This is a genomic window from Tistrella bauzanensis, from assembly GCF_014636235.1.
Classification (GTDB): Bacteria; Pseudomonadota; Alphaproteobacteria; order Tistrellales; family Tistrellaceae; genus Tistrella; species Tistrella bauzanensis.
In genome coordinates, this window is the sequence record NZ_BMDZ01000067.1 from 1 (window position 1) to 15618 (window position 15618).

At 67.5% G+C, this 15618-nt stretch carries 18 protein-coding genes; 10 read left to right on the forward strand and 8 right to left on the reverse strand.

All coding sequences use genetic code 11. The features are described 5' to 3' along the window. Positions 1-63: 63 nt before the first annotated feature. Positions 64-975 (forward strand): Tc toxin subunit A-related protein, encoded by a 912-nt coding sequence (locus tag IEW15_RS20790; protein ID WP_229708420.1) that lies wholly within the window; start codon positions 64-66, stop codon positions 973-975. Positions 976-1039: 64 nt separating this feature from the next. On the opposite strand, the gene IEW15_RS20795 is transcribed toward IEW15_RS20790, so the two are convergent. Both IEW15_RS20795 and IEW15_RS20800 read right to left on the reverse strand, forming a co-directional pair. Beyond that, positions 1040-1723: a methionine ABC transporter permease gene (locus tag IEW15_RS20795; protein WP_188581551.1), complete on the reverse strand. Its 684-nt coding sequence runs from the start codon at positions 1721-1723 to the stop codon at positions 1040-1042. Then, positions 1707-2774, reverse strand: coding sequence for a methionine ABC transporter ATP-binding protein (locus tag IEW15_RS20800; RefSeq protein ID WP_306432660.1), 1068 nt, complete (start codon positions 2772-2774; stop codon positions 1707-1709). The genes IEW15_RS20795 and IEW15_RS20800 overlap by 17 nt, the downstream gene beginning before the upstream one ends. A gap of 355 nt (positions 2775-3129) precedes the next feature. Between IEW15_RS20800 and queE the strand changes: the two genes are divergently transcribed. Genes queE through IEW15_RS20820 form a run of 4 tightly spaced genes read left to right on the forward strand, consistent with a single transcriptional unit; the run spans position 3130 to position 5415 of the window. After that, positions 3130-3792 (forward strand): 7-carboxy-7-deazaguanine synthase, encoded by a 663-nt coding sequence (gene queE / locus IEW15_RS20805; protein ID WP_188581553.1) that lies wholly within the window; start codon positions 3130-3132, stop codon positions 3790-3792. After that, complete coding sequence (locus IEW15_RS20810) at positions 3792-4169, forward strand: 6-pyruvoyl trahydropterin synthase family protein (RefSeq protein ID WP_188581555.1); 378 nt, start codon at positions 3792-3794, stop codon at positions 4167-4169. Before queE ends, IEW15_RS20810 begins: the two co-directional genes overlap by 1 nt. Further along, entirely contained in the window at positions 4166-4897 is a 732-nt protein-coding gene (gene queC, locus IEW15_RS20815; RefSeq protein ID WP_188581556.1) for a 7-cyano-7-deazaguanine synthase QueC, read from the forward strand. The genes IEW15_RS20810 and queC overlap by 4 nt, the downstream gene beginning before the upstream one ends. Before the next feature lie 11 nt (positions 4898-4908). Further along, entirely contained in the window at positions 4909-5415 is a 507-nt protein-coding gene (locus IEW15_RS20820; RefSeq protein ID WP_229708422.1) for a TrmH family RNA methyltransferase, read from the forward strand. Positions 5416-5441: 26 nt separating this feature from the next. Here the strand turns inward: IEW15_RS20820 and IEW15_RS20825 are convergent, their stop codons facing one another. The 5 genes from IEW15_RS20825 to IEW15_RS20845 form a co-directional block, all read right to left on the reverse strand. Continuing rightward, entirely contained in the window at positions 5442-5804 is a 363-nt protein-coding gene (locus tag IEW15_RS20825) for a type II toxin-antitoxin system VapC family toxin (RefSeq protein WP_188581562.1), read from the reverse strand. Between the two features lie 16 nt (positions 5805-5820). Next, complete coding sequence (locus tag IEW15_RS20830) at positions 5821-6015, reverse strand: type II toxin-antitoxin system VapB family antitoxin (protein WP_188581564.1); 195 nt, start codon at positions 6013-6015, stop codon at positions 5821-5823. A gap of 87 nt (positions 6016-6102) precedes the next feature. Continuing rightward, positions 6103-7608: a class I adenylate-forming enzyme family protein gene (locus IEW15_RS20835; RefSeq protein ID WP_188581566.1), complete on the reverse strand. Its 1506-nt coding sequence runs from the start codon at positions 7606-7608 to the stop codon at positions 6103-6105. A gap of 62 nt (positions 7609-7670) precedes the next feature. Continuing rightward, complete coding sequence (locus IEW15_RS20840; RefSeq protein WP_188581568.1) at positions 7671-9341, reverse strand: acyl-CoA dehydrogenase family protein; 1671 nt, start codon at positions 9339-9341, stop codon at positions 7671-7673. A gap of 35 nt (positions 9342-9376) precedes the next feature. Continuing rightward, positions 9377-10036, reverse strand: a complete 660-nt coding sequence (locus IEW15_RS20845) for a TetR/AcrR family transcriptional regulator (protein WP_188581570.1) — start codon at positions 10034-10036, stop codon at positions 9377-9379. Positions 10037-10140: 104 nt separating this feature from the next. Here IEW15_RS20845 and IEW15_RS20850 point away from each other — a divergent pair, with 104 nt between their 5' ends. Both IEW15_RS20850 and IEW15_RS20855 read left to right on the forward strand, forming a co-directional pair. Beyond that, the gene (locus IEW15_RS20850; protein WP_188581572.1) at positions 10141-11130 is read left to right on the forward strand and encodes a Rieske 2Fe-2S domain-containing protein; all 990 of its coding nucleotides are present in this window, start codon (positions 10141-10143) and stop codon (positions 11128-11130) included. Then, entirely contained in the window at positions 11108-11926 is an 819-nt protein-coding gene (locus tag IEW15_RS20855) for a thioesterase family protein (protein ID WP_188581574.1), read from the forward strand. The genes IEW15_RS20850 and IEW15_RS20855 overlap by 23 nt, the downstream gene beginning before the upstream one ends. Before the next feature lie 23 nt (positions 11927-11949). On the opposite strand, the gene IEW15_RS20860 is transcribed toward IEW15_RS20855, so the two are convergent. Next, a complete protein-coding gene (locus IEW15_RS20860; RefSeq protein WP_188581576.1) occupies positions 11950-12786 on the reverse strand; it encodes a DeoR/GlpR family DNA-binding transcription regulator in 837 nt (278 codons plus the stop codon). A 111-nt stretch (positions 12787-12897) separates the two neighbouring features. Between IEW15_RS20860 and IEW15_RS20865 the strand changes: the two genes are divergently transcribed. The 3 genes from IEW15_RS20865 (at position 12898) to IEW15_RS20875 (ending at position 15531) form a co-directional block, all read left to right on the forward strand. Continuing rightward, positions 12898-13542, forward strand: coding sequence for an SLOG cluster 4 domain-containing protein (locus IEW15_RS20865; protein WP_188581577.1), 645 nt, complete (start codon positions 12898-12900; stop codon positions 13540-13542). Between the two features lie 146 nt (positions 13543-13688). Next, positions 13689-14495: an ABC transporter permease gene (locus IEW15_RS20870; protein ID WP_188581579.1), complete on the forward strand. Its 807-nt coding sequence runs from the start codon at positions 13689-13691 to the stop codon at positions 14493-14495. 4 nt (positions 14496-14499) lie between these two features. Continuing rightward, positions 14500-15531 (forward strand): ABC transporter ATP-binding protein, encoded by a 1032-nt coding sequence (locus IEW15_RS20875; protein ID WP_188581580.1) that lies wholly within the window; start codon positions 14500-14502, stop codon positions 15529-15531. The last annotated feature ends 87 nt before the right edge of the window (positions 15532-15618 follow it).

Here is a 15618-nt window from a genome sequence, read left to right on the forward strand (position 1 = left end):
AGGACGGGCCGCCTCACGCCGTCCCAGGCGACGGTGACGCTCTAAACCAGCCCGCCGCGCTCATTGCGCGACAGCCTCCAGAGTGAGAAGCGGGGCGCCCTGGATGCCGATCTTGTCGACCTCGACGAGATCAGACGGGTGAAGGCGGCCAGTTTCGCCAATCTCGATTTCTATCAGTGGCTGGTCGACGACCTCAAATCACTCTTCGAGGAGGAATGGGCGACGACACAGGATTTCTGCAAGCTGCTGGTGAGGCTCTATGAATATGAGACTGGAGAGACCAACGGCGCCAGTTTCATCAAGACGACAAGTCCGGGCGGCGACTATCAGCGCCTGAACGCCCCCTATTGGCTTGCCCTGGATGTCGAGCGGCTTGAGGCCGCCTATTTCCACTCGATCTTGAATCAGCAGAGCCAGAGCGCCACCATGCGCGTCGCGATCAGCGAGCTTCCGGCGCCCGGCGGTGATGGATCGGCATTGACCACCTTGATCGAACAGGGCGAGACCTATTTCGAGCTCACCGACGAGATGTTCGACGCGCTCTATCCAGGCCAGTATGACCGCCGTATCCAGAGCCTGCGTGTCCGCTTTCCGGGCCTTGAGCGGGCCGGTCTCAGCCCGCACGCCCGGCTGACCCAGATCGCCAACACACGCTATGCCACCCGCGAGCGCGACCCGAGGCGCGGGGGCCGGATCCGCAAGGACAGATATGCCTTGCAGAGTATCGTGGTCAGCGCGCCCACCATCGATACGGCGACGCTGGATTACCCCGAAGGCAGCCTGAAGCGCTTTCAGAACACCGGGGTCTCATCCCGCTGGCATCTGGTGCTGCCGGCGGTGCTTGAACTGAGGCGCCACAAGAACGGCGCCGGCCGAAGCAAGGCATGGCATGAGGCCGCGACCCGGCATGTCCAGGCCCTGAAACCCCATCTGGACGATGTCGTGTTCGAGGTGACCTTCTCGGGCCGCTGGTAGGTCTTGGTGGCAAACGTCCGGGTCCGATCAGGTGTTCGTCCTGACCGGACCCGGGATGACACCGTCACCGGTGCCGTTTGTTGACCGTCTTGGCGATCCGGTCGCCCACCGACTGCACCAGTTGAACCAGCACGATCAGCAGCACCACCACCGCGATCATCATCTCGGGCATGAAGCGCTGATAGCCATAGCGGATGCCCAGATCGCCAAGGCCGCCGCCGCCGACCGCGCCGACCATGGCCGAATAGCCGATCAGCGACACCACCGCCAGCGTCAGCCCGTGAACGATGCCGGGCAGGGCCTCGGGCAGCAGCACCTTCAGCACGATCTGCAACGGCCTGGCACCCATGGCATGGGCGGCTTCGATCAGGCCGCGATCGACCTCGTGAATGGCACCTTCCACAAGCCGGGCGATGAACGGGATCGCGGCCACGGTCAATGGCACGATCGCGGCCGAGGTGCCGATCGAGGTGCCGGCCACCAGCCGGGTGAACGGGATGATCGCCACCGCCAGAATGATGAACGGGATCGAGCGGGTGGCATTGACCACGGCGCCGGCGATGCGGTTCCAGGCCGGCGCGCCATAGAGCCGGCCACGGCCGGTGACCGCGACCGAAATGCCGAGCGGACCGCCGATCAGGGTGCCGATCAGGGTGGCGACGGCGACCATATAGGCGGTCTCGCCGGTCGCGCGCAGCAGCAGGTCGATGAGCTGCGGCGGGAAGACTGCGTTAAACCACTGGAACATGATCTGTAATCCGTGCATCGAGGCCGAGGCCGTTGATGAAGTCGACGACGGCCGCGCCCTGGGGCTCGCCGCCGGGCACTTCCACCAGCATCAGGCCGAAGGGGCGACCCTGGATGTATTCGATCCGGCCATGAAGGATGTTGACCGAAATGCCGCGATCGGTGGCCAGCCGGGCGATCGCCGGCTCGAAGGCGGCATCGCCCTTGAACACGATCCGCACGACGGCGTTGCGGCCGGCGCCGGCGGGCAGGGCGGCGCCGGCATCGAAGCGGCGCTTGAGCCCTGAGGGGATGGCAAGATCGACCTCGCTGGACACGAAGCTGCGGGTGGTTGGGTGTTTCGGGTCGGTGAACACGTCATAGACCGGCCCCTGTTCGATGATCCGGCCGGCTTCCATCACCGCCACCCGGTCGCAGATCTCGCGGATCACGCCCATCTCGTGGGTGATGGCGACCACGGTCAGGCCCAGTCGCTGCTTCAGATCGACGATCAGCGACAGGATCTGCTGGGTGGTTTCAGGATCGAGCGCCGAGGTGATCTCGTCGCAGAGCAGCAGTTCAGGGCTGTTCGACAGCGCCCGCGCGATGCCGACGCGCTGTTTCTGGCCGCCGGAGAGTTCCGACGGATAGCGGCCGGCCTTGTCGGCGAGGCCGACCATGTCGAGCAGCGGGTCTACGCGACGGCGGCGTTCCGCCCGCCCGACACCGGCCAGTTCCAGTGGCAGGGCGACATTGTCGAACACGCTGCGCGACGACAGCAGGTTGAAATGCTGGAACACCATGCCCATCCGGCGGCGGCCGGCGATCAGCCCGGCGCGATCCAGCGCCATCATGTCGACGCCGGCCACCGTTACCCGGCCCTGTGTCGGCCGCTCCAGCAGGTTGATGCAGCGCACCAGCGTGCTTTTGCCGGCGCCGCTGCGGCCTATGATGCCATAGATTTCGCCGGCCTCGACCGTAAGGTCGATCCCGTCCAGTGCCGAGACGGCGGTCGCGGTGCCGCGTGCGGCATATCTCTTCGCGACACCCTCCAGCGTGACCATTGCGGTCATGCGCGCATGTCCTTCCGTCCAACCGGTTCGCGGATCGTGATGCGCCGGCGGCCCCTGAACCGCGGACACAAAAAAATCCCGCGGGCGGTCGGCTGCCGGCGGGATCGATCCGCCTCTCTTTAGCGGCATTTTTATGAAGGCGCCCCGCAAGCTGAAGCCTCAAATCGGCGCCATGTCCAAACCATAATCCACGCCATTGCTTGTTGAAAGAAACGAATGCGCATATGCGGCATGTGAATGCCGCATGGTGGACCTGAGAGCCGGATCATGCTTCAAGATGGCCTCACGGGCAGCCGGCTTCACCGGCACGCGGCGATCGCCGTATCAGCTGATGCCCGCAGCGATGAGGGATATGATGAGCTACACGGTCAAGGAATTGTTCCTGACCTTGCAGGGCGAGGGCGCGCAGGCCGGTCGGGCCGCGGTGTTCTGTCGCTTTGCCGGGTGCAATCTGTGGTCGGGGCGCGAGGTGGACCGGGCGGATGCGATCTGCCGGTTCTGCGACACCGATTTCGTGGGCAGCGACGGCGGCGGCGGTGGCCGTTTCGCCACCCCTGAGAGGCTGGCGGCGGCGATTGCCGCGTGCTGGGGCAATGGCCGCCGGCACCGCTATGTGGTGTTCACCGGCGGCGAGCCGCTGCTGCAACTCGATCCGGCGTTGATCGCCGCGGTCAAGGCGCTGGATTTCGAGATCGCGGTCGAGACCAACGGCACGATCGCCGCACCCGACGGCATCGACTGGATCTGTGTCAGCCCCAAGGCCGGAACGAGGCTGGTCCAGCGCCGGGGCCAGGAACTGAAGCTGGTGTTTCCGCAGGCCGGGCTGATGCCCGACGACCTGGACGATATTGCCCCGGGTGGCATCGCCCTGGGTGATATCGATTTCGTGCACCGCTGGGTGCAGCCCATGGATGGCCCGGCGCAGACGCGCAACACCGAAGCGGCCGTCGCCTGGTGTCTGGCCCATCCGGACTGGCGCCTGAGCCTTCAGACCCACAAGCTGATCGGGATCGCGTGATGTTCGAGCTGTCCAAGCAGTTCCGCTTCGAGGCGGCGCATACTCTGCATCGCGTGGTCGATGCCGAGCCCAGCCGCCGCATCCATGGCCATTCCTACCGTGCCGAGGTGGTGATCCGCGGTCGGCCCGATCCGCTGAGCGGCATGGTTCTCGACCTTGGCCTGTTTGAACGCGCGCTTGCTGATGCCCGCGACGGGCTGGATCATCGCCTGCTCGACGAGGTGGCGGATCTGGGCCCCGCGACCATGGAGAACCTGGCCGGCTGGATCTGGCGGCGGCTGGCGGGCAGTCTTCCGGGGCTCGCCCGGGTGACGGTGCATCGCGACAGTACCGGCGACATCTGCACCTGCCTGGGGCTGGACGAGGTGGCGGCATGACCGCGCCGGCGCGGACATCCGGCGCCCTGGTGCTGTTCTCAGGGGGCCAGGACAGCGCCACCTGCCTTGCCTGGGCGCTGGAGCATTTCGAGCGGGTCGAGACGCTGGGCTTCGATTACGGCCAGCGCCACCGGGTGGAACTGGATTGCCGGCAGGCGTTGCGGGCCGGCATGGCGGCGATCAATCCGCGCTGGGCCGCGCGGCTGGGCGATGACCATACCCTCGATCTCGGGGTGCTGGGCGCCATGTCGGAAACCAGCCTGACCCGGGCGGTGGAGATCGGCCTGCGCGATGACGGCCTGCCTGACACCTTCGTGCCCGGCCGCAACCTGATCTTCCTCACCTTCGCGGCGGCTCTCGGTTTCCGGCGCGGGTTGGACCATATCGTCGGCGGCATGTGCGAGACCGATTATTCCGGCTATCCGGATTGCCGCGACGACACCATCAAGGCAGTGCAGGTGGCGTTGAACCTGGGCATGGACCGGCGCTTCGTGCTGCACACGCCCCTGATGTGGATCGACAAGGCCGAAACCTGGGCGCTAGCCGCGCGGCTGGGCGGCCAGCGCCTGGTCGACCTGATCATCGCCGAGAGCCATACCTGTTATCTGGGGACGCGTGGCCTGCCCCATGACTGGGGCCATGGCTGCGGCACCTGCCCGGCTTGCATCTTGCGCGCCGATGGCTATCGGCGGTATCGAGAGGCCGGACACAGCGATGGCGGGGCGTGACGGCGATGGAGATGCGGGGGTTTTTCGCGATCGGGCTGGAGGCGGTGACCCGGCCGATGAATGCCGGCACCCTGTTCCGGGCCGCCCATGCCTTCGGCGCCGCCTATGCCTTCGCCATCTCGGATGCGGGACTGACGCGAAAGGCGGCCCAGGCGGATACCTCGACCTCGAACCGCCATCTGCCGTTCTTCCGGCTGCCGGCGATCGAGGGGCTGATGCTCCCCGACCGCGCCATGCTGATCGGCATCGAGATCGACGACGCCTTGGACAGCATGCCCTATATCCCCCACCCTGAGCAGGCGGTGTATCTGATCGCGCCGGAGGGCCTCTCGGCCGCCGCCCGCCGGCGGTGTTCGGCGGTGGTGCGCCTGCCGGGGCGGCTGGCGCTCAACCCGGCGATGGCCGGCGCGCTGGTGATGTATGACCGCATGCTGATCCACGGCCGCTTCGCCCCGCGCCCCGTGGCGTCGAGCGGCGTGCCGGGGCGCGGCGCCGGCGCCCGCCAGGTTCAGGACTGACCGGCATTGGCAGGGATGGGGGACGGTCAGGCGGCGGCGATGCCAAGCTCTTCGGCAATGTGACGCAGTCGCTTGTCCCGCGTCCACAGTCGGGCATCCGGTGTCAGGCGTGTGGCGGCGAGCAGGTGAACATCGACATATCCAATACCGCGCCCGGCCAGTTGGTGCGTGTCGATGAACAGACGGACCTCACCATCCGTGGCCATGATGGCTTCTGGAAGGTCATCAAGAGCGGCCAGAATGATCTGGCGCTGTCGCAGGTTGCCGAGCGCCAGTTCGCCGATGACAAAACGATGCGTGAGCACCCGGCCATGATCGAGTGCTGCTGCCAGAGCGTCGTCGCGGGCGCGCAGATGGTCGATCCAGATCGAGGTATCGACGAGGATCATGCGGGATCGGCGATCGTCACGGATGGGGCCGACGGCGCGGGATGTCGTCCAATGCGGGCTCACTACCGCCCAGCCGCGCGAGGCGACGGGCGCTTTCCCGTTCGATCAGCGCCCTCAGGGCCTCGCGCACCAATGCGGACTTCTCGGTCAGACCGGTGCAGGCCTGTGCCTTTGCCAGCAACTCGTCATCGAAGGCGATGGTGGTGCGCATGGTCCAGTCTCCAGTGTCAGGCACTGATTGTGGCATCGACCGATGCCACAATCAATGTCATCCGTGTTGACCGCGCCGGCGCGCCGGTCACGCCCCCTGCCGCAGCAGGAACTTCTGAAGCTTGCCGGTGGGGGTGCGGGGCAGGGCGTCGACCACGCGGATGATGCGCGGGATCTTGTAGCGGGCGAGGTTGGCGGCGCAATGGGCCTTCACCTCGTCCTCGTCGATGGCGGTGTCGGCCCTGGCGACGATGATCGCGGTGACGGTCTCGCCCCATTCCTCGTGCGGCGTGCCGATGACCGCCACCTCGGCAATGCCCGGATGGCCGGCCAGCACGTCTTCCACCTCTTTGGAATAGACGTTCTCGCCACCGGTCACGATCATGTCCTTCAGCCGGTCGATGATGAACAGATAGCCATCCTCGTCGATGCGGGCGAGGTCGCCCGATCGATACCAGCCATCATGGAAGGCGGCGGCGGTGGCGTCGGGATCCTTGTGATAGCCCAGCATCATCGATTGGCAGCGCAGCCAGATTTCGCCGGTCTCGCCGGGGCCGGCCTCGGTTTCGGTATCGCGCATGACCTTCAGGTCGCAGCCGCTGACCGCGACCCGGCCGATCGATCCGGCCTTGGCGATCTGTTCCTCGGGGTAAAGCGCCGTGCCGGTGGGGCCGGTCTCGGTCATGCCGAAAACCTGATAGAACCGGTCGGATCTGTAGCGTTCCGCCAGCATGCGCGCGGTGCCGGCATCGATCGGCCCGCCGCCATAGATCCAGGCCCTGACATGCGAGAGATCGATGCTGTCGAAATGCGGCAGCATGCGCGGCGGCATCAGGAAGGCGATCGGCGCGCCGAAGAACAGGGTGCAGCCTTCATCACGCATGGTCTGGACGAAATGCAGCGGGTGATATTCGGGCAGCAGCACCACGGTCGCGCCGACGAAGATGCTGTTGATCAGCATGTTGTTGAGCGGAAAGCTGTGCCAGACCGGCATCGCCAGCAGCACCCGGTCGCTGGGCCCCAGGCCATAGACCAGGCTGGACCCCACCCCCGCCAGCAGGACATTGGCATGGCTGTGCAGGCAGCCCTTCGGCCGGCCGGTGGTGCCGGAGGTGTACAGGATCTCGACCGGATCGGTATCGGTCATGGTCACCGGGGCCGGGCCGTCACCGGGTGCCGCACCGGAGAACAGGCCGGGCAGGTCGCCGTCATCGGCGGCATCCAGCGGCCGCACGACCGCCGCGCCCGCGATGTCGGCGCCATGGGCGAGGTCGCGATCGACCAGCCACAATCTGGCGTCGCTGTGATCGAGGATATAGGCGGTTTCGGGGCCGGCGAGCTTGTGATTGATCGGCACGGTCACGGCACCGGCGCGGACCGCGCCGAAGAAGGCCACCACCCAATCGATGGTGTTGCGGCCCTGAAGCGCCACGGCGTCGCCGGGGCCGATGCCCAGCGCCTGAAGGCGGGCGGCGGCGTCGCTGGCCGCCGCATCCAGATCGGCGAAGCTCAGGCGCCGGTCGCCCGCGACCAGCGCCTCACGGGTCTTGAACTTGGCGGCGGCGCTGGCGAGCACCGCGTCGAGCGTCCACATGGCTGTTCCCTCCCTGGGAATGGTGCATCCGGCTCCGTTGCGGAGCGTTCTTGTTGTGGGGTTCAGGCGGCCTGCTCGTCATGGCGCCGGTCGGTGGTGCCCATCGCCAGATGACCGAGGGCATCGCCCCCCAGATCGCCGGTCGCCGGCTGGACCAGCGGCTCGCGGGTGATCAGCATGGCGGCGGTCAGCGCGCTGCCATCGCCCTTGACGGCGATCCGCCAGTCGGCGGCTTCGGCCTGAAGCGTTGCCTGCACGCAGCGCGCAAGCCCCCAGGCCAGACGGCGGCCGTCGGCTTCGGTCGGCTCCGCCAGCAGGGGCGACAAGGTCGCAAAGCCACGGCCGATGGCCTGGCGGACCGGATCGAGGGCCGGCGCCCGCAGATCGGCCAGACGGCGCTGCATGTCGTCGACCAGCGCGCCACCCAGATCGGTGGTGGTCAGCACCCGCAGCACGTCATGGGCCAGCACCGAGGTGGTGCCCTCCCAGATGCAGTTGACATGGACATTGCGCAGAATGCGCGGGATGCCAGTGTCCTCGACATAGCCGGCGCCGCCGAAGCTTTCCAGCAACTCGCTGGTCGCCCATACGCCCTGACGGGCGCAGGCCAGCTTGGTGAGCGGCGCCAGCAGCCGGGCCAGGCCGGTGTTGTCGCCATGTTCGGCGGCCCCCATCACCCCGGCGGTGTGGAAGGTCAGCGCCAGCATGGCTTCATATTCAGCGGCGATGCGCGCGATCCAGCCCAGATGGATCGGTTTCTCGGCCAGGGGCGAGCCGAAGACCCGCCGGCGGCCGGCATAGTCGCGCGCCAGCGCCAGCAGATGGCCGGTGCCGGCCGGGCCGCTCCACGACGACCACAGCCGGGCGATGTTCAACAGCCCGCCCATCTTGGCGACGCCACGCCCGATGCCGCCGACCGGCACACCGATCATGTCCTTCAACTCAAGCTCCGCCGTGGGCAGGGCACGGGTGCCCAGCTTGTCCTTCAGCCGGCGGACCTCGATGCCATTCCAGCTACCATCGGGGTTTTTCAGCTCGACCAGGAACAGCGACAGACCGCGGCTGCCAGGGGCGGCACCATCGGGGCGCGCCAGCACCAGCGCCATCTCTGAGGTGGTGGCGGAGGTGAACCATTTCAGGCCGTTCAGCGCATAGCGGCCATCGCCGAGCGGGCGGGCGGTGGTCTCGCTCTGCCCGACATCCGAGCCGCCGGCGGCTTCGGTCATCCACTGGCCCGAGGTCCAGCCACCCTGGCGGGCGGTGAGCTTCGGCACATAGCGTGCCGCCAGTTCGGGATCATGTTCGCTCAACAAACGGGCGGCGCCATCGGTCATCACCAGCGGGCAGGTGGCCATCGCCGAGACCGGATCATACAGATTGACCATGCCTGCCTGGATGATGCGCGACCAGGGACCGTATGGCGCCTCGTAAGGCAGTGCCACCAGCCCTTCTTCCTGGCCGATCGCAACCAGCCGCAGCCACGAGGCGTCGACATCCACCCGGTCGACCCGGCGGCCCCAACTGTCGAAGGCGGTGTGCTCCGGCTCGTGGCGCTCGGCCTGATCGGCCAGTGGCGCCAGTTCGGCGGCGGCTCTTGCGCCGAACCGGTCGAGCGTCACCTGCGCGTCTTCAAAGGCATCGCGCGGCACCAGCCGTTCAATCGTGTTGCGCAGGGCCGGATCGGTGCGGAACCGGTTGGTGATCTGCGGCGGATCCTGAAAGAAGCGGGTCAATGGAGGTCTCCTTGGGCAGATATGTCTGCGGCAGCTCAAGGCAGCGTGGCGGCCAGCGGTTGCTGTTCCATCCGGACGGGCGAGCCATCGGGCCGGGGGCCCAGGGCTTGAACGCAGAAGCGGGTGACGGTGCCGACAAGATGGTCGGCATCGGCCGTGGCCGTGGGCGTCGTCAGCGGGCCGGCCATCGCCTCGGCGATCGCGCCGACGATCGCCGAGGCCAGGATGTCGGCGTCCTGGGGCATCACCTCGCCAGCGGCAATGCCGTCGCGGATGATGCCCGCGAAGATGTCGCGGTAAGGCGGGCGATAGCGCAGCCGTTCGGCCTCGATCGCCGGATCGACCGGCTCGGCCAACAGCGCCCAGGCCAGCTTCGGCCCTTTCAGGGCACGGCGGGCGAATGTCTCGACCACGGCCGCCAGACGGTCGCGCGCCGCGCCGGGCAATGCGGCGGCACGGGTGCAGGCGTCGATCTCGCGCTGGCTGGCGCGGCGGAACACCTCTTCGAACAGATCGGCCTTGGACGGGAAATAGCGATAGAGCAGCCCGGTCGAGACCTGCGCCTGTGCGGCGATCGCCGGCATGCTGGCAGCCGCATAGCCACCGCCCGCCACCAGGGTGAGGGCGGCGGTGACGATGTCCTCGCGGGTCCGGGCAAGCCGTTCCTCGACCTTTTTCGTGCGTCGATATGCCATGGCAAAGATTGAACCATCTTTCATTTCTTGTTGCAAGCGCTCTGAGGCAGCCGTAGAGTTTGTGCAATCACAAGAAGAGTCGAGCCTCACCGGGAGTTGAAGTCATGGACCGATTTCCATATGAACCCTATGCGTTCGGCTGGTATCAGATCGATTATGCCGATCAGCTGAAACCCAATGATGTCAGACCGTTCCGGGCCTTCGGCCGCGAATTCGTGCTGTGGCGCGACGCCGAGGGCACGGCCCATCTGTTCGACGCCTATTGTCCGCATCTGGGGGCGCATCTGGGCCATGGCGGCCGGGTGCAGGGCACGGAGCTGCAATGCCCGTTCCATGGCTGGCGTTTCGATCAGGCGGGGCGGTGCAGCGGCATTCCCTACAGCCCCGACGCCCGGCTTGGCGGATCGCGCGCCGTAACCGCATGGCCGGTGGTGGAACAGAACGGTCTGCTGCTGGGCTGGTGGCATCCGGAGGGACAGGCGCCGGGCTTCGAGACGCCGGTGCTGCCGGAATATGGCCATCGTGGCTGGTCGCGCTATCGCCGGCATCACTGGCGGGCCAACACGGTCTGGCAGGAGATTCAGGAGAATATTGTCGACAGCACCCATTTTCACTATCTGCATGGGGTCGACAGCCTGGCGGTGGTGGATCGCTGCCAGCCGAGGGGGCCGGTGCTGGACGTGAACATCCTGCACCGGTTCCGCACGCCCGTCGGGCTGCAGGACGGTTATATCCAGACCACGCTGTATGGTCCGTTCTTCGCAACCGTCCGCTTCAGGATCGGTGATGTCGCAGAAATCCTGTTCGTCGATGCGGTGACGCCGATCGATGACGGGATCGTCGATGTCCGCTTCAGCCTGCTTGCCCGCCTTGAGGGCGTGCGGATTCCGGATATGAGTCTCGCTCTGGTTGATGAAGCCATCAAACAGGTGAGCGATGATGTGCCGATCTGGAACCATAAGATGCATTGGGCGACACCAAGTCTTGCGCACGGTGATGGACCCGTGATGAAATTCAGAGCCTGGGCAAAACAGTTCCGCAACTATAAAGACGCTGGGAATACAACTTTAAATGAGCAATTTGCCACAGTCTGAACAACTATACGTTTATTTCTGGCAAGGGGAGGGCGATGTCCTGTCCTCGCCCCTGGCGCGGGGGCCGTGGAGCGAGACGGCCCAGCACGGCGGCGCGCCGGCGGCTTTGCTGGCGCATGCGGCGGAGCGCATGGTCGGCGAGCCGGGCTGGTTTCTCAGCCGGATGACCATGGAATTGCTGCGCCCGGTGCCGGTGGCGCCGCTGAGGATCGTGGCGACGGCCGGAGGCGGTCGGTCGGTGCAGCGGGCCGGGCTGTCGCTGATGGCCGGGCAGCAGGAGGTGGCGCGCGCGGTTGCGGTGATGATGCGCGAAGAGGCGCTGGACCTGTCGCCGCCCCGGACCGATGGTCCGGGCCTGCCGCCGCCGGCGGATTGCAGCGAACCGGTGCGTATTCCGGGCATGCCGGAGGTGCCGTCCTTCCATTACACCGCCATGGAGTCGCGCTGCGCCACCGGATCGGTCCGCCGGCCGGGGCCGGCGGCGGTGTGGTTCCGCCTGGCGGTGCCGCTGGTGGCGGGCGTGCCGAATTCACCGGCGATGCGGGTGATGGCGGCGGCGGATTTCGGCAATGGCATTAGCTGGACTCTGCCACCCGACCGCTTCACCTTCGTCAACACCGACCTGACCGTGCATCTGCACCGCGCCCCGGTGGGCGAATGGGTGGGGGTGGACGCCACCACAGTGATGCAGCCCCATGGCGTGGGCCTGACCACCGCGCGGCTGCTGGACGAAGCCGGGCCGATCGGCGTGGCCATGCAGGGGCTGGTGGTCAGAAGCCGGGCGGCCGCGGCCTGAGCCTGAGGCCGGCTGGCCGTCCGTCAGGCAACCACGACGCGGGTGCCCGCATGGGCCGCGGCGTCGGTGATGTGGCGTGGCGGCATGGCATCGGTGACGATGCGATCGATCTGGGCCAGTGCGGCGATCCGCACCGGGGCGGCGCGGGTGAATTTGGATGCCACGCCCACGGCGATCACCATGCGCGCCGCCCGGATCATCGCCTGCTTGGCCGCGACCTTGTGCAGATCGAAATCCATCAGCGCGCCATCGTCATCGACCCCTGAAAAGCCGATCACCGCCACGTCGCAGCGGAACCGGTCGAGCCCCGATATGGTGGTGTCACCGATCAGCGAGCCATCGGGGCCGTGGATACTGCCGCCGGTGACATAGATCTCCGAGGCACCGCCGCCACGGCCCGATCCGGCGGCCAGCAGCATGGCGGCGGGCAGGCTGTTGGTGACGATGGTGAAGCCGCCGCGCCCGGCCAGCGCCCGCGCCACGGCCTCGACCGTCGTGCCGACATCCAGGAACATGGCGGCGCCATCGGGGATCAGCCCCGCGGCGCAGCGCCCGATGCTGTCCTTGGCGCCGGTCTGGGTGGCCTGTTTTTCCGCATAGACCGGCCGCACGGCCGGTTCGATGACGCCGGCACCGCCATGAAAGCGCTGAAGCCGCTTCTGCGCGTCCAGCCGGATGATCTCGCGCCGGATGGTCTGAGCCGAGACGTCGAACTGGCGCGCCAGGGCATCGATGGTGGCAAAACCCTGATCGCGGACGATGGCCAGGATATCGGCCTGACGCGGGCTCAGCCGGTCATCGTCGCCGGTGCCGCCGGCGTCGTCTTCAGCCCTGATCATCTGGTCGGCATCCCTGGTCATGCATCATCATCCCATCTGATCGCCGGCTCTGGACGCGGAGGATTTTGGAAGATAGTTTACACACACCCCCGCCGGGCCGCGAGCCCGGTTCCGATCGGACCGGAGATGGTGATGGAACCGCAGCTCTTCGTGGCAGACGGCAGGCTCTGGCGCAATGATGGTGTGACGGCGCGATCCTTCGACCCCTGGGCGCTGGCCTGGCAGGACCAGACGGCGCTGCCGGCCGATGTGGCGCCGGTGGCGGCCGAAGACGCCGTGGCCATGCTGGCGGCCGGCGGCGGCATGCGCCGTCTGCCGGTGGCGGTGATCGGCCCGCGGGAGCCGGTGGGCGACCAGGAAGCCATCGCCCGCGCGCTGGGCGCCGCCATCGCCGGGCTGGGGCTGGTGTTGCTGACGGGGGCCAAGGGCGGGGTGATGGCGGCGGCCAGCCGCGGTGCCGCCGAATCCGGCGGGCTGGTTCTGGGGCTGGTGCCCGACGAGGATTGGCGGATGGCCAACCCTTATGTGACCGTGCCGCTGGCAACCGGCATCGGCCCGGTGCGCAACGCCCTGATCGCCCGGGCGTGCCCTGTGCTGGTGGCGGTGGGCGGCGGTTATGGCACGCTGTCTGAGATCGCCTATGGCCTGCATTTCGACAAGCTGGTGCTGACGCTGGCCGATGCGCCGGTGGTCGACGGCGCGATCATCTGCGCCGACGTGACCGATGCCCGCGCCCGCATCGCGCGCCGGATGCTGGCGCTGGATGCCGCCCTCTGATCCGCCGCCTGATCGTTGCTGCCATCCGGCCATCGCTGATCTGTAATCAAACGATCATTGGTGGCTGAAATGGAAGAAAACGATAATGCGCCCGTCACCCGGGATGTCGCGGCATCCCGGCCTTTCCGGCACCGGACCCCGCATCGATGGCACTCGTCACCGCACTCCATCTGGTCTATCTGGCGGCGCCGATCGTGCTGCTGGTGATGGGCTCGTTCGGGCAGAGCTGGACCAACACCCTGCTGCCCACCGGCTTCACCACCCATTGGTATGAAGAGCTGGCCGCCGATGCCAGCTTCCGCCGCGCCTTCGTCACCAGCCTGAAGGTGCTGGCGGCGACCGCGGTGATCGATGCGCTGATCGCGGTACCGGCCGCCTATGCGATCCACAATGCCGCCGCGCGCGGGGTGCGGGTGGCGGCGCGGATCGCCTCGCTGATGCCGGTCGCGGTACCGGAACTGGTGCTGGGTTTCGGGTTCATTCTGGTGTTCTCGTCATCGACCCTGCCATGGCTGGGCTCGTTCGAACTGTTGGTCGCCGCCCATGTGGTGCTGACCCTGCCCTATCTGCTGAACACGCTGCTGGCCGACATGCAGGCGCTGGGCCTCGCGCAGCTTGAGGCGGCGGCGGCCACGCTTGGTGCCGGTTTCCGGCAGCGCTTCGCCGATATCGTGCTGCCATCGCTGCGCCACAGCCTGACATCGGGGTTGGTGATGGTGGCGGCGCTGTCGATCGGCGAGTTCCAGTTGTCGAACCTGATCGCCGGATTCCTGGACCGTACCTATCCGATCGTGCTGTTGCAGGCGTTTTATGGCGCCACCGGCTTTGCCTGTGCTGCCACCGTGGTGCTGCTGGTGCTGGCCATGGTGGCGGCCGGCGGATCGGCGCTGGCGGCGGCCGGTGGTGGCAGGCGCAAGCGGGCGGCGGTGGCTGGCCCGGCTGAGGGGAATTGAGGCGATGAGCGTGCATTTCGAGAACATCGCTTTCCGCTATCCGGCCGGCGGCGCCGGTGTCGAGGATATCGACCTCACGATCGGCGACGGTGAGTTGCTGGCGGTGATCGGGCCGTCCGGGTCCGGCAAGACCACGCTGCTGCGCCTGTTGGCCGGCTTTCTGATCCCCGATCGCGGCCGCATCCTGATCGACGGCCGCGACGTGGCGCGGGTGCCGGTGAAGGAACGGGCTTTGGGCGTGGTGTTCCAGGCCTATGCCCTGTTCCCGCATATGACCGCCGCCGACAATGTCGCCTATCCGCTGAAGCTGCGCGGTATGGGACGGGGGCCGCGCGCGGCGAAAGCGATCGAGGCGCTGGCCAAGGTGGGGCTGGACGGCTTCGGCGCGCGGCTGCCGGCCTCGCTGTCGGGCGGGCAGCAGCAACGGGTGGCGCTGGCGCGGGCACTGGTGTTCGATCCGCGCGCGCTGTTGCTGGACGAACCGCTGTCGGCCCTGGATGCGGGCCTGCGCGCCGGCATGCGCGACGAAATCCTGCGGGTCCAGCGCGCGGCCGGGATCGCCACCCTGTTCGTGACCCATGATCAGGAAGAGGCGCTGTCGATGGCCGATCGCGTCGCGGTGCTGAAGGATGGCCGGCTGTTGCAGGTCGACACGCCCCGCGCGCTCTATGAATGCCCGGCCAGCCACGCGGTCGCGGGTTTTGTGGGCCACGCCAATCTGTGGCCGGGCGAGGTGATCGGCCCTGATCTGGTGGCAACACCGATCGGCCGGCTGATCACCGCCACCGCCGGCCATGCGACCGGCGCCGCCGTGACCGTGCTGGTCCGGCCCGAGGACGTGGTGGCGGCGCCGGCGCCCGATGCGCCGAACCTGATTGCCGGCCGGATCGTGGCCGATCGTTTCCTCGGCAATCTCCGCCGCCTCGACCTGTCGGTCGCAGGCGGGCTGGTGATGGTCGAAACCCGCCGTCGCGATGCCGTCGAAGCAATCGCGATTCCGCCAGAGGCGATCCGGCTGCTGCCGGGCGGCCGCTGATGACCCCGACGCCGACCTTCCGATCATGATGACGGGCCGCGACCAAGGCGGCCCACCGCATCGAGCACCAACGGGAACCGATCCGAT

Bases quoted from the DNA above. Each gene is read 5' to 3' on its own strand.
- IEW15_RS20835 (WP_188581566.1), bottom strand. From the start codon at position 7,608: ATGTGGACGCTCGACGCGGTGCTCGCCAGCGCCGCCGCCAAGTTCAAG.
- queE (WP_188581553.1), top strand. From the start codon at position 3,130: ATGAGCTACACGGTCAAGGAATTGTTCCTGACCTTGCAGGGCGAGGGC.
- IEW15_RS20875 (WP_188581580.1), top strand. From the start codon at position 14,500: ATGAGCGTGCATTTCGAGAACATCGCTTTCCGCTATCCGGCCGGCGGC.
- IEW15_RS20845 (WP_188581570.1), bottom strand. From the start codon at position 10,036: ATGGCATATCGACGCACGAAAAAGGTCGAGGAACGGCTTGCCCGGACC.
- IEW15_RS20825 (WP_188581562.1), bottom strand. From the start codon at position 5,804: ATGATCCTCGTCGATACCTCGATCTGGATCGACCATCTGCGCGCCCGC.
- IEW15_RS20800 (WP_306432660.1), bottom strand. From the start codon at position 2,774: ATGACCGCAATGGTCACGCTGGAGGGTGTCGCGAAGAGATATGCCGCA.
- IEW15_RS20855 (WP_188581574.1), top strand. From the start codon at position 11,108: ATGAGCAATTTGCCACAGTCTGAACAACTATACGTTTATTTCTGGCAA.
- IEW15_RS20850 (WP_188581572.1), top strand. From the start codon at position 10,141: ATGGACCGATTTCCATATGAACCCTATGCGTTCGGCTGGTATCAGATC.
- IEW15_RS20830 (WP_188581564.1), bottom strand. From the start codon at position 6,015: ATGCGCACCACCATCGCCTTCGATGACGAGTTGCTGGCAAAGGCACAG.
- IEW15_RS20870 (WP_188581579.1), top strand. From the start codon at position 13,689: ATGGCACTCGTCACCGCACTCCATCTGGTCTATCTGGCGGCGCCGATC.
- IEW15_RS20795 (WP_188581551.1), bottom strand. From the start codon at position 1,723: ATGTTCCAGTGGTTTAACGCAGTCTTCCCGCCGCAGCTCATCGACCTG.
- queC (WP_188581556.1), top strand. From the start codon at position 4,166: ATGACCGCGCCGGCGCGGACATCCGGCGCCCTGGTGCTGTTCTCAGGG.
- IEW15_RS20860 (WP_188581576.1), bottom strand. From the start codon at position 12,786: ATGACCAGGGATGCCGACCAGATGATCAGGGCTGAAGACGACGCCGGC.
- IEW15_RS20820 (WP_229708422.1), top strand. From the start codon at position 4,909: ATGCGGGGGTTTTTCGCGATCGGGCTGGAGGCGGTGACCCGGCCGATG.
- IEW15_RS20865 (WP_188581577.1), top strand. From the start codon at position 12,898: ATGGAACCGCAGCTCTTCGTGGCAGACGGCAGGCTCTGGCGCAATGAT.
- IEW15_RS20810 (WP_188581555.1), top strand. From the start codon at position 3,792: ATGTTCGAGCTGTCCAAGCAGTTCCGCTTCGAGGCGGCGCATACTCTG.